The following is a 13,227-nucleotide window of genomic DNA, read 5'->3' as shown; positions in this document are numbered from 1 at the left end:
GTACGCTCAGCTTTTTTCGTTTAACGAAAGAAAATGATTAAAAGTATCGCCTCTTAATCCTAAGCGTATTGTTTCCAGAGGAATAACTTCATTGGGAGCGATATTACCCAAATTAACGTTAGCCCCCAAAAGCTTGATAAACCAAACTTGCTGTGCTTTTTGAGGAGCTTCCCAAATAATTTTTTCGAAAGGAATCTTGGTTAAGATCTCTTGAACAAGACCTGATCTTACTTCTCCCGTAGAACGGAAGAGGCCAACGTTACCGCCTTCACGCGCTTCACCAATTACCTTCCAGGCACCTGCGTCAAGTTCAGCCTGCATTAGTTTTATCCATTGATACGGAGGTATAATCTTTTCTTCGTCTTTTGAACCTACTTCAGATAAAACTGTTACCTGTTGGGATAATTTGCTAATAAAGTCACATTTCTTGTCATGGTCCATTTCAATTGACCCATCAGAAACCTCTGCATACTGTAGGTTATACTTATCTAATACTTTTCTATAGTCGTCAAACTGACCTCTGACTATAAATGATTCGAATAAGGTACCTCCGAAATAAACCGGAATACCTGCATCATGATATACTTTTATTTTGTCTTTTAAGTTGGGCGTAACGTAGGAAGTAGCCCAGCCTAGCTTGACGATGTCAACGTGACCTTCACAAATGCTTAAAAAATCTTCAACTTCACGAATGCTGAGACCTTTGTCCATAGCCATAGTAAAGCCATATTGCCTGGGCTTTGTAGTTCGCTCAGGAATGTTGTTTAAAGTATAATTCATTAGGAATTTTCTTTTCTAAATTGATCAATAATTTTGTATAGAGCCTTCTGAGTTTCAAGCTGTGGAAAAAACTCAAACAGGACTTCATGTTTATCGAAGTCCAAAATTAATGCATTTTCTAAATAATTAAAGGCTTCTTTGTATTTGCCTGCACTAATGAGGTAAACGGTAAGTCTGTAGAAGAAGTCGGCGTCGTCAGGATTGTCTGTTAATCCGCTTATAATCAGGTCTATAGCTTTTTCGTATTCTCCTTGTTCATAATATATGTATGACCAGTTTAACCAGATTTCCTTATCTTCTGGGGTAAGCATACTGGCCTCTTCATAAGCATCTATACTAGAAACTATGTTGCCAATCTTATATTCTGTTTCTGCAACAGCTTTCCAATAGTCAGGATTTTCATGGTCCAGTTTTAAAGCTTTGTTGTAGAAATGGAGAGACTGATACCATTTTTGCTGCATGTTCAGGCACTTGCCGGCCCCATACCATGCCTCGTCATACAAGTTGTCGAGCTTAGTGGCTTTTTGGAAATATTTGAGGCCTAATTCATACTGTTGCATTCTTTCATAGACTGACGCCATCTGGCAATAGACTTCAGGGCTGGGACCTTCAATATCTATGGTTTTTTTGTATGCATTTAGAGCTTCAGAATATTGCTCTAGTTGGGCATAAGTGTTGCCCATATTAAAGTATGCGGATGAAAAATTTTCTTCAATTACTGTGGCGTAATCATAGGCTTTAATAGCTTCTTCATAGCGACCTAGCTTATTGTAAACGATTCCGAGGTTATACCATGCGGCTTGTGAGTAAGGGTCCGCATCAATAAACTGATTGTAATAAGAAATGCTGCTTTCAAGTTCGCCGGTAATGTCGAGGCAGTATGCCAATTCGTACAAGGCGCCATCGTGAAAAATATTCTCAGCAATGGCGTTTTTGTAGGATTCAATGGCCTTGTCATAGTCTTCCATGCTTTGGTAAGCCAGGCCTATGCTATAGTAGACTTCATCTTTTTCTTCTGCAAACGGAAGCGTAGTAATGTAAGTATCGATGGCAGCCAGGTAATTAGCCTGAAGAGAATAAATGGATCCTTTTAGTAAGTGTATTTCGGAGTCATTGGGTTGAAAAGATTCGGCTTTTTGAAGAAGCTTTAGAGCTTCTTCATATTCCTCAAGGTTACTAAGTATCTGGGCTTTTGTTACAATTAGCTCTATGGAGAATGGGTATTGTTCCATAGCCATGTTGGTAGCATTCAGAGCACGCTTATACTGTCCTCGGTCAATATAAAAGCCAATAATCTGCTCGAAACTATCAAGTTCAAAAAAGTAACTTGCCTTATTTTTTATGTGATCTTCGAACCTCTTAATCAGTTCGTTTTCTTCTTTTCTCTTAAAATTCTCAGCCATTCAATCACCTCAACAGTTTAAACAATTTAGTTAATTTAACCCTAAAGTTAAATAAGAAAGCTACTTAATTTTTAGTAAGGTTTTTCTTTAAGTAGAACTCACAAGTCCAGTTAATAGTATTTGAAAGAGTAACAAAGTTATGATTTAGTTCGCTCTTGATCTTACTATTATCAAAGTAAATTTTGCTATCACCTACCCGGGCTGTTTCACGCGTTATAGTTGGAGAAGAACCCGTAAATAATGACTTGATACTTTGTGACATACGAGCAAGTTTCAATAAAAAGCCATTGGCCTTTATTCGAGGAGCTTTTTTATTAAATGCGGACGCTATCTTTTCGAAAAAATCCTTAATTGGGATGTTGTCTGCATTAATAATATACCGCTCTCCGGAAACCCTTTTGTTCAATAGCTTAAATACAATATCTGCAACATCACGAACATCTACATAGTTCAATACGCCAGATGTGTAAAAGGGTTTCTCATTCCATACATATTTGAATAGCTTCGCACTGCTTTTATCCCAGTTCCCCGGTCCTAAAATTACTGATGGATTAATGATGACAGCATTAAGTCCTTCCATAATTGCCCTCCATACTTCCAACTCAGCCAGGTACTTGGATTCCCCATAGCTGGTGTTCCATTTAGAGTTTTCCCATTTGTTATTTTCATCTACCCGGCCAGAATGTTTATTCCGCCCCAATGCAGCAACAGAGCTAACATGGATAAAGTACTTGTTTGGGTTTGTCAGTGCCAGGTTAACTATGTTACGCGTACCAGCTATATTGACCTCATTCATTTTTTGTCGGTCTTTCGCATTGTATGATACGATCGCTGCGCAATGAATAATATCATCCACCTCTTCTAATACAGTAGTGAAGCTTTCTGTGTCGAGAATATCACCTTCATGTATAGTTATATTTTCTAATATATCCTCCAGCAGACTAAGATCACTGGATGGACGGACCATGGCAATAAAAGGAAATTGCTCTTTTAGCAATTTCCTGCAAATGTAACTGCCCAGAAATCCATTAGCTCCGGTAACCAAGATCATATTAGAGTGTATAGTTGATTAAAGGTAATTGTAAGGCTTTATAATAATATTTTTCAGTTCTTGACTTTTGCAGAACGTTAAAGTGCTTCATATTATGGCAGTCGCTACCCAACAGATGAACATACCCGGCATCTACCAGCTTTTCTGCTGTCTTCTTTACTTCTTTAGAGTAGTAACCAACAAAGGAATTGATATTAATTTGAAAAAGTACACCTCTATCCATAAGATCAGTAGCAATATCAAAATTACCGTGAATATAAGTATATCTTTCAGGATGTGCCATTATTGGATTGATTCCCCTGGATTTGGCTTCAAAAACAAACTCCTTGAGATAAAAGGGTTCATTCATAAATGAGGTCTCGAAAAGGAGGTAATTGTCTCCAAAAGTGAGGAACTCTTTGTTGTTGTCTCTTATGTTTTCAAGAAGCTTTTCATCCAGATAGTATTCAGCACCAGGTACCACTTCTATGTTTAGCCCTTGTTGGTTGATCAACGAGTTTAGTTCAATGATTTTAAGCTTGATGTCATCTTCACTGTTATTATAAAAGTCACTCATGATATGAGGCGTGGTGATGAGCTTTTGATAACCCAGCTCACTAAACCCTTTTACGATCTTCAGTGCTTCTTCATAGCTTTCTACACCATCATCAAGGTTGGGAAGAAGGTGCGAGTGAACATCGGTACGTAAGCGGTCAACAGGTTTTGTTGATTTCTTTTTGAAAAAATTAAACACGTTTGCCTAATAGTCTTTTTATAAAATTATTACCGGTTTCAGGTTTTTCTTCATAATAACCATAACCATAGCTGTTTGCCCCAATATTAGACGTAGCATTTAAAATAACAGCAATATTTTTGAATTGATTTACACTGATGAGCCTATTTAGCGTGTTTAAGAATATTTTTCTTGAGTAGTGCGCCCGTACAACATAAATTGCGAGATTAGCCTTTTTCATGGCCAAAATTCCGTCGGTTACCAGCCCGACGGGCGGAGTGTCCAGTATGATGATGTCATAGTCATGCTTCAGCTTATTGATGAGACTGTCATACTCGCCGTTTAATAACAATTCGGAAGGGTTTGGAGGAGTAGGGCCGGCAGGTATATAATCAAGATTTTCTACCGCTGTTTTTTGTATACATTCTTCTACGCTGTGTTTGTTGATCAGTATAGTGCTGATGCCTTTTCCTATGTATTTATCCTGGAATGCCAGGTGTACTCTTGGTTTTCTCATGTCCAGATCCAGTAAGAGTACTTTCTTTTTGGAAAGAGCGATTATGGCGCCAAGGTTTACCGCAACAAATGTTTTCCCCTCACCGCCAATGGTAGAAGTGATGGAAATGACACGGTCTTTTCCTCCAGGTACCATAAACTCAATGTTAGTACGTATAGATCTCAGGGCTTCACTTACTGCTGATTTTGGCTTTTTATCTATGACCAACTGGGTCATTCCAATTTTGTCTGAAGTGCTGGGAATTGAGCCCAGAATAGGTGCGTTGGACAATCTTTCGATTTCGTGAATAGCACTTATTTTGTTGTGCAGCAGGTAGCGTATGCTCACAAAAACAAGACTCATAAAAAAACCTGCAACTAATCCTATGCCATATATTATAATTATCTTGGGAGAGATAGGCTCCTGAGGAAGGGTTGCTGATGACAGTATTTTAAAATCAGTAGTAGTGCCAGCCTCTGCAATCTGAAATTGAGCCTTGCTTTGCATAAGAGAAAGGTAAAACTCCTCATACAGTTTAAAGAACCTTTGATTTTTATTGTATTCAGTACTTTTTCCAGGCAACTCTATAAAACTGCTTTCCAGTTTTCGTTTCCTGATCATTAAGTCTTGAATTTCAGATGTATACCTTTCTGTTAAAGTTTTAAGTTGGGTCTGAAGGTTATTTATGAGGTTTCCTATTTCCTGATCCTTCTTTTTAAAGGCGTAAGTAGACTCGTTGTATGAAAGTTTCAGATGTTCTCTTTCATTAAGGAGCTCGGTTAGCTCAGTAAGCATATCTGATATGAACTTAGGGTATACTCCTAGCGAATATTTCAAAGTGTCGAGTCCCCCTATTTTTATTTCATTTTGTATTTGTTCGGTGGCTTTAATCTTTTTTGTTAGCTCATACCTCTGGGAGTCAATCGCATTGATGGCAATGATGGTTTTTCGAAGGTCTTCATCCAGATCGTTGGTCCTGTTTTTTATGGTGAAATTTTCAAAATAATCTTCATAGCCTTCAAGTTGGTGCTCAATTTGTTTCAATTCACTATTGAGCCATTCAATTTTCTGCTTATTCTCCAGATTTTTCTCTTCCTCAGTATAGTTCAGGTAGAGGGTGTCAATGGCATTTACAAGATCTCGCGCCTTTAGCGGGTTATGGTCTTTGAAGGCAATGCGTATTGTGTTTGCATTCAGATTAAGGGGTTCAACAGTCAAATTTCTGCTTAAGTAATTTATCTGTGACCTCTCACTATTGATGATAAAGAAGAAATTTCTATCACCCTGAGGTGCAAAATACTCAGTCAGGTATATGATAAACTCCATGTCAGGGGTAGTAACTGGTTCTCCAAACTTGTGGGTTTGAGCTTTGGAGTTGGCATTATCAGAAAAACTGATGGAATATTCACTGTTGCTGAGAATAGTAATAAAGATCTGACGATCTAGCAGGGAAGGGTTCTTTAGCGTATAATCGACAATGAAAGGTGATGTTTCAAATTTTTCATCGTTTAAGACCTTGCCGGCAGTGTAGTAGCTAATGCTAAGGTCTACAGTTTCGATCACTTTGTTGAAAAATAGCTTTGACTTGAGAAGCTCTATTTCCCCTGATATAATATTCAGGTTCTTGTTTTCGGTAAGGCCAGTGAGTCCTAACTCTGTGGCATCAGACTTTACATCGAGTTTGAGCTCCGACTCGGACTCATAAAGTGGTTTGGTCCATCTTATGTAGAGGTAGGAACCGAGGTTTGTTATTATAAAAATAATCAGAACCCAGGGTATACTTTTTCTGAGCACGGTTAGTGCCTTCTCGAAGTCTACTCCCTCCGTGGGTTTATTGATTTCAGAGTGATTTAAAGTCTTGTTTTCCAACCTATTGTATACTTATTAAAACAGCAATAAGCGATGCCATACTGCTTAAAACTGATATTACAGGGCCATTTTCCCTCATAAATTCAGTGAATGGCCGTCTTATGGGCTCTACATAAATTATATCTCCTGACCTTACAATCATATTTGATTGTCTGTAGCCTTCTATAGTGCTTAGGTCAATGAAATAAGCCTCATCGCCCCTGAGTAATCTGATATTTTGCACCTTAGAGTTATTGTCTATCCCTTCCGAGAGTGCCAGTACTTCAGTTACCTTTATATTTTCATTCTCCAGAGGAATAACATGCCCCCCGATTGCTCCCAATACGATCACCCGCTTATTGAGGTACCTGAGACTAACAAATGGATCCTTATAAAAAGTTGCATATTTCTCTTGCAGTATTTCTTCAGCCTCCTTGATCGTCATTCCCTGTAATTTGGCCTCACCGATCATAGGTAACTTTACGAAACCATCCTGTTTTACCAGGTAATTGAGTTTTGGTCTTGCGTTTTGCTCATTGAGCCGTGCTTCTCCTGTAGAAAGGGCAAACTCCGGGTCTATTAGTTTTTCACCACTTTTTGTGAATACTTGCAACTCCAGGTAGTCATTGATATTGATAATGTAGTTACTTTCTGCCTGCTGCTTTTCCTGTTCTATTTTTGATATATTCGAGCTATCCCCCTTTTTAAACATGATGTTTTGCTTGTATGAACTACAGGCGGAGAAGAACAGGCATACGATTACGAGATATAGATAATTATTTTTCAAAGTTTGCAAGTTAATGAACAGTTTTGAGCACTTATGAAGTAGACTCAATTGGGCTTAGGTACTTAATGAACGGTTTCATTTCTGGCTACAAATTCCTTGAAAGTAGGCAGTTGAAGATCCTTCTCAGATACTATAGGGTTTTCTATACCCCAATCGATGTTTAAAGTTTCATCATTGTACAATATACCAGTTTCTGAATCTTTATTGTAAAGGTTGCTGCATTTATAACTAAATACAGAATCTTCCAATGCAACAAAGCCATGAGCAAACCCTTCAGGAATTATAAGGCTATTATTGAGTTTGCTGTCCAGCGTACAATAATAGATCTTCCCATAAGTGTCAGATTCAGGCCTCATATCTACTACTACGTCCATTACTTTCCCCGTAATCACTTTCACGAATTTAGCTTGGGCAAATGGAGGTAACTGCATGTGCAAACCTCTTATTACACCTTTTTGAGAAAAAGATTGGTTATCCTGAACAAAATCGTAATTTATTCCGTGCTCTTTAAAGACCTGTTTGTTGTAAACTTCGAAAAAAAATCCACGGTCGTCTTCGAATACTCTAGGGAAGATTTCAACCAGTCCTTGAAAACCAGTCTCCTTGATAGTCATATAGAAATTTCTTTTTAGCGCTAAAGTAAGACTCTCAGCTAACGAAATAAAGTTTTTATATGTTTAATTCTTTTAATGAATCAAGGTAACGGGAGATAACAATATCCTCGCTGAACTCTTTTTCTACTTTTGTGCGGCTGTTTTTGCCAAAGAGTTCTATCTTCTGATCATCAAGGCTCATCATAGCCAGCATTTTTTCAGCGAGGTCTTCGGAACTCTTTAGCCTGCATAAGAAGCCATTGAAGTTGTCCTGTACCACATTATTACAGCCAGGAACATCGGTAGCTACAATTGGTTTGGCAGAACTGGCGGCTTCAAGCAGCGTTCTGGGTGTGCCTTCACGGTAAGATGGTAAAACAACACAATCAGCTTTATTGATGAATTGCCTTACATCATCAGTGGTGCCGAGGTACTCAATAATATTGCTATTGATCCATTCGTCAATAATCTCCAACTTAATGCCTCTCTTGTGCTTGGGGTCTTTGGCTCCTAAAATCTGAAATTGAGCATCAACTCCCTGAGATTTAAGCTGCTTGATGGCATCTATGTATTCAATTACACCTTTGTCATGGATGAGCCTGGAGATAAGCAGGAATGTAAAACGCTTATTCCTTTTGAATGGCAATGCCGGGAAATGCGAAACATCGATCCCTGAACCGGGAAGAATATCACTTATGCGCTTTCTTACCAATCTTTCCCTGATGAAAAGTTCATAATCATGGTTGTTTTGAAAGAATACCTTTTTGGGGAAGCGGAAAGCTACTTTATACATAAAAAGGGCTATTTTAGAAACCATTCCTTTCTGTAAAAAAACTGTTCCTAAGCCGCATACATTGTTTATTGTAGGGATTTTTAACAGACTGGCTGCCAAGGTGCCATAAATATTCGGTTTAATGGTGTAATGCAGGATAACATCTGGTCTGGTCTTTTTATAGATGCCGTAAAGTTCAAATATCAGAGCGAAATCTTTAATAGGATTGGCCCCGCGACTATCCATTTTGACTTTATGGAAGTCACAACCTGTATCTATTATTCTTTTGGAATATTCATCTTCAGGAGCTATAACGATCACCTCATGGTTATTTTCACGGAGGGCCTTAATTAAGCCCATTCTGAAATTATATACATTCCAGGAAGTGTTTAAAACTATTGCCACTTTCATAACTGCCAACTATTATTCTTGCCTCTGATAATAAGTAATGCTACTGGTATTTCATAGCTTTGCTTAGTTATCATTATTTTTCAAATATTTATTCTGCATAAACATACAAATGTAACCATAAATTTGGCATGTTGTCATATGAACTTTACATTATGTTTTTGCCGGATAGACATTGGATTAAATATGAAAAGTTCTGAATATATATTAATATAAGCTTTATGAACGATAAAAGCAATAAAGGCGTACTGGTAAGTGTAGCCAAAAAAGGCGAGGATGACAGGGTTGTGGAGGAACACCTTGACGAACTGGCTTTTCTGGCTCTGACTGCTGATATAACTACTGAAAAAATTTTTACACAAAAGCTGGAGCAACCGGATAAGCGTACCTTTATTGGTAAGGGTAAACTGGAGGAGGTTCATGCTTTTGTAGTTGCCAATAACATAGATTTGGTAATTTTTGATGATGACCTTTCTCCATCCCAATTGAGGAACCTGGAGAAGGATCTGAAGTGCCAGATTTATGACCGAAGTTTGCTAATCCTTGATATTTTTCTAAACCGAGCTCAGACTGCCCAGGCCAAAACCCAGGTGGAGTTGGCCAGGTATCAATACCTGATGCCCAGATTGACCAGAATGTGGACTCACCTGGAACGACAGCGTGGTGGTACGGGAACCCGTGGTGGTGCCGGTGAAAAGGAGATTGAAACGGATAGAAGGATGATAAGAAACCAGATATCGGTACTTAAGAAAAAATTGGAGAAGATTGAGAAACAAAATGCTGTACAGCGCAAGTCTCGTAGCAATATTGTGAGAGTGGCGTTGGTGGGGTATACCAATGTGGGCAAATCGACTCTGATGCGATTGCTTTCTAAGAGTGATGTAAAGGCAGAAGATAAGCTCTTTGCTACGGTGGATTCAACCGTACGAAAAGTGGTGATCCAAGCTATACCGTTCTTGCTTTCTGATACAGTTGGTTTTATAAGAAAACTGCCTCATCACCTAATAGAATCTTTTAAGTCTACCTTGGCAGAGGTGCGTGAGGCGGATATTTTGTTGCATGTGGTGGATGTTTCGCATCCAGCTTATGAGGATCACATCAGAGTAGTGAAAGAAACGCTTCGAGATATAGGCGCATCTGACAAGCCAACGATTTATGTGTTTAACAAAATTGACTTGCTGGAAAATGAAGATGAGGAACCGGTAGAAAAAATGCACTCCATGCACATGGAGGAAGATGATGAAAAGGTTTTTGTATCTGCTCAAGAAAAGATAAATATTAATGGACTAAGAGAACTCATCTTTAAAAAAGTAAAGAAGCGGCATTATCAGATATTTCCAAATTATCTGAAGGACGAGTTTTATCTTGGTCAAGAGCACAATAAAGACGTATAAGATCAGGAAATATTATTTGTGTTTTCGATTTTTATCTATATTTGCATCCCCAAAACCATGGCCCCGTAGTTCAATGGATAGAATAGAAGTTTCCTAAACTTTAGATACAGGTTCGATTCCTGTCGGGGCTACAAAAACCAATCAGAAATGATCGGTTTTTTTGTTTTATGCCCATTCTAAAATTACAGCGTCATCCTGAACGCAGCGGAGATTCAGGATCTCTTATAGGTAAGGTGTGACTGTCACCCTAGCTCTCCTAGCTCTTCGACATTTGTAATGTCGAAGCCTTATCGTAGCGTTTGCAACGCGACACACATACATAATAAAAAAATGATTAGTAGGGTTTTCAACGTGGCACGCTAAATTAGCAGTATGGGATATGCATATGTAGTTCGAGATCAGGGGGCTGTACATTATGTGACATTTACAGTGCATCAGTGGGTAGATGTATTTACACGTCCTGAGTATGTAGGTATTTTGTTGGCCAGTTTAAAGCATTGTCAAAAGGTAAAAGGCCTTGAAATATATGTGTGGGTTGTGATGAGTAACCACTGCCATTTAATAATACGAGCCAAAAACGAAAATCACCTGTTTGCTATTGATTTGAAGAAAGAAAATCTCGAATGGTGGATTGTTCTGGAACCTGAATTTGATGTTGTCTCTATTTTCAACTTCCTACCTAGATTCACCTTAAAGAATAATGAAGTGGTTTGGAGTAATTTAAAATAGAAAATAATGCCTTGGCACTGGTTGTAAAGTGGGGCCTAACTAATCAAACTGTTCCCAAGCTTTATAGCAGGAACATTAATATTGCTCCATTTCCCCCACAGCCTTTCAGCATAACCTCATTACCCAAAGCCACAAAAAACAGCAAAAAAGAACTATAATAATTATTAACTTTCAGACTTAAATAAATCCAGACATTTGAGCAATACGGTAGAAAATATCCCGGAGAACAAGAGAGAGGAATTAAAAAAGCTTACTGAGCTTATTTCGGGTATAGACAAAGTAGAGATGCTGATACTCTTTGGAAGCTATGCCAAAGGGGATTGGGTTGAGGATAGCTACATAGAAAATGACACTATTTACGAATACCGGAGCGATTTTGATTTGCTGGTAGTGCTCAGGCATGAAAACTTCTCATTCAAAGCTAAGATAGAAGAGCAGGTAAAAAGCCAGCTCATAGAAACCGGAGAGGTATCTACCCCGGTAAGCATGATATTTCATGGTATAAAGCACTTCAACCAGGCGCTAAGTATCGGTAACTACTTTTTTAAAGATATTAAAGAAGAAGGCATAGTACTCTACGACTCAGGCAAGCACAAACTGACCTCACCCAAAAAGCTCACTGCAAAGCAATATCAGGAGAAGGCACAGGAGTACTATGACCAGTGGTTTGAAAGTGCGAATGATTTCTATGAAACTTTCAATTTTGATTTAAGTCGAAATAAACTGCATCAGGCAGCATTCTTACTCCATCAAGTTGTTGAACGCTACTACACCACCATCTTGCTGGTATTTACCGACTACCGTCCCAAAGACCATAATCTGGAAACTCTGGGTATAAAAGCGGAGATGTGTGATAAAAGATTTGATGTATTCCCGAAGTCCACAAACGAAAGCAAGCGGTTGTTTGAGTTGCTGAAAAGAGCATATATAGATGCCCGCTATAAAATGAAGGAGTACCACATCACGAAAAGAGATTTAGAGTATTTAGCGGCCAGGGTGGAGGAGCTAAAGCAATTGACTGAAGAAATTTGCCTTGAGAAGATAGCGCGGATCGGAGAGAGGGAATAGGGCATTGAGCCATCGACTGAAAAAAACATCTAGCGCAAGTCTGTTTTAGACTTGTGTTTGCAGCATGGAAGCGAGAGCCTATGATTTAATAAAAAAGAGCTGTCAATTATAGTATAGACAGCACTCTCACCTTGTTGGTGTTTTCACCAACAAGCTATTCAAAATGTTGCATATAATGTGTTAAAAAATTGAATTCTCGGTTATCTTCCTTATAGAATCTGACAGAAGAAAAGTGATATTTCAGAGGGTTATCCGCTAACATCCATTTGCCTCTAACCGGGTTGTTATGTATGTAATCCAGTTTTTGCTCAATAACCTTTCTTGATTTTAGCAATTTGTTTAATGAATTGCGTTGCCAGAACTGGTAGATTCTGTCTTTCAAATTTACCTGGAAATGTTCCAATAACTGTGTGTGATTTTTTTGCAGGTCGAATTTTATCATCTGGCCTGTGTATTTCATAAAATCCCTTTGTACATTTTCTAAAGAGTGCTCTGGGTTTATTTTCCACAGCAAATGGAGGTGGTTGTGCTCATCTTTTAATTCTTGATACATTTTTTCAAGGTAATAATTAGTTCTTAAATTGTCAGGATTGGTCTTATGTTGCTTTGGTTTTTGGTGAAAACACCAACAACGGGAGTAGGAGGTAAGAGCATTAGCTGGTTGGTATTGTAGTCTTTAAATACTACCTTTTTTGAGGTTGTATTCACTCAAAAAAATACTTTGTGGAACAACTAGAAAGGCTGGCGATATATTTTCGCCAGCCTTATTTTTTTCTTACATGTACGATTGCAATAAGTAGGGAAATGTAATATTTAAATAGTNTTACATGTACGATTGCAATAAGTAGGGAAATGTAATATTTAAATAGTTAAAATTTTGTGTTAAAAATCACATATGATAATTGAAATTTGTAAGCAGTTAAAATTTTAATATACTTATAGTCAGTTAAATATAACTTATAGAATAAGAGTACTATATTAATTATTACAGGCGTGATTAAAAATTGATATTAGGTACATAACATGGGTTACAATTAACGATTTGATTTATATAAATCGTGTAAGTATTTATTGTTATGGTATCAGATTGATAAGTATATGATCAGAACGTCTATTAAGCTAGCTTTAGTATGTTATCTCATTTGTCTTTTTAATAATTTTGAGGTTTTAGGACAAAGCAGTGGTC

General features: G+C 37.9%; 12 protein-coding genes and 1 tRNA gene. 4 read left to right on the top strand and 9 right to left on the bottom strand.

Annotated elements, in window-relative coordinates; genetic code table 11:
* Positions 1–6: 6 nt before the first annotated feature.
* The 8 genes from JMN32_RS00855 to JMN32_RS00820 form a co-directional block, all read right to left on the bottom strand.
* Positions 7–780 (bottom strand): phosphosulfolactate synthase, encoded by a 774-nt coding sequence (locus tag JMN32_RS00855; RefSeq protein WP_202854381.1) that lies wholly within the window; start codon positions 778–780, stop codon positions 7–9.
* Entirely contained in the window at positions 780–2,183 is a 1,404-nt protein-coding gene (locus JMN32_RS00850) for a tetratricopeptide repeat protein (RefSeq protein WP_202854380.1), read from the bottom strand. Before JMN32_RS00850 ends, JMN32_RS00855 begins: the two co-directional genes overlap by 1 nt.
* A 64-nt stretch (positions 2,184–2,247) precedes the next feature.
* Positions 2,248–3,234, bottom strand: a complete 987-nt coding sequence (locus JMN32_RS00845; RefSeq protein ID WP_202854379.1) for an NAD-dependent epimerase/dehydratase family protein — start codon at positions 3,232–3,234, stop codon at positions 2,248–2,250.
* A 1-nt stretch (position 3,235) separates the two neighbouring features.
* Positions 3,236–3,967, bottom strand: coding sequence for a tyrosine-protein phosphatase (locus JMN32_RS00840; protein ID WP_202854378.1), 732 nt, complete (start codon positions 3,965–3,967; stop codon positions 3,236–3,238).
* A complete protein-coding gene (locus tag JMN32_RS00835; RefSeq protein ID WP_202854377.1) occupies positions 3,960–6,311 on the bottom strand; it encodes a GumC family protein in 2,352 nt (783 codons plus the stop codon). The genes JMN32_RS00840 and JMN32_RS00835 overlap by 8 nt, the downstream gene beginning before the upstream one ends.
* A 1-nt stretch (position 6,312) precedes the next feature.
* The gene (locus JMN32_RS00830; RefSeq protein WP_202854376.1) at positions 6,313–7,077 is read right to left on the bottom strand and encodes a polysaccharide biosynthesis/export family protein; all 765 of its coding nucleotides are present in this window, start codon (positions 7,075–7,077) and stop codon (positions 6,313–6,315) included.
* A gap of 62 nt (positions 7,078–7,139) precedes the next feature.
* Positions 7,140–7,691, bottom strand: coding sequence for a dTDP-4-dehydrorhamnose 3,5-epimerase (gene rfbC, locus JMN32_RS00825; RefSeq protein ID WP_202854375.1), 552 nt, complete (start codon positions 7,689–7,691; stop codon positions 7,140–7,142).
* A gap of 55 nt (positions 7,692–7,746) precedes the next feature.
* Positions 7,747–8,853 carry a glycosyltransferase family 4 protein gene (locus tag JMN32_RS00820; RefSeq protein ID WP_202854374.1) on the bottom strand — a complete coding sequence of 369 codons (1,107 nt, stop codon included), beginning with the start codon at positions 8,851–8,853 and terminating at the stop codon, positions 7,747–7,749.
* A gap of 218 nt (positions 8,854–9,071) precedes the next feature.
* On the opposite strand from JMN32_RS00820, the gene hflX reads away from it, so the two are divergent.
* The 4 genes from hflX (at position 9,072) to JMN32_RS00800 (ending at position 12,041) form a co-directional block, all read left to right on the top strand.
* A complete protein-coding gene (gene hflX / locus JMN32_RS00815; protein ID WP_202854373.1) occupies positions 9,072–10,244 on the top strand; it encodes a GTPase HflX in 1,173 nt (390 codons plus the stop codon).
* A gap of 59 nt (positions 10,245–10,303) precedes the next feature.
* Positions 10,304–10,375, top strand: a tRNA-Arg gene (locus JMN32_RS00810).
* A gap of 241 nt (positions 10,376–10,616) precedes the next feature.
* Positions 10,617–10,973 carry a hypothetical protein gene (locus JMN32_RS27210; protein ID WP_238354298.1) on the top strand — a complete coding sequence of 119 codons (357 nt, stop codon included), beginning with the start codon at positions 10,617–10,619 and terminating at the stop codon, positions 10,971–10,973.
* Between the two features lie 195 nt (positions 10,974–11,168).
* A complete protein-coding gene (locus JMN32_RS00800; RefSeq protein WP_202854372.1) occupies positions 11,169–12,041 on the top strand; it encodes a HEPN domain-containing protein in 873 nt (290 codons plus the stop codon).
* A 154-nt stretch (positions 12,042–12,195) separates the two neighbouring features.
* On the opposite strand, the gene JMN32_RS00795 is transcribed toward JMN32_RS00800, so the two are convergent.
* Positions 12,196–12,594, bottom strand: coding sequence for a transposase (locus JMN32_RS00795; protein WP_202854371.1), 399 nt, complete (start codon positions 12,592–12,594; stop codon positions 12,196–12,198).
* Positions 12,595–13,227 lie beyond the last annotated feature (633 nt).

Source organism: Fulvivirga marina (genome assembly GCF_016775155.1).
Lineage (GTDB): Bacteria > Bacteroidota > Bacteroidia > Cytophagales > Cyclobacteriaceae > Fulvivirga > Fulvivirga marina.
Note: the sequence above shows the minus strand (reverse complement) of the source record. Positions and strands in the feature narration are given on the sequence as shown.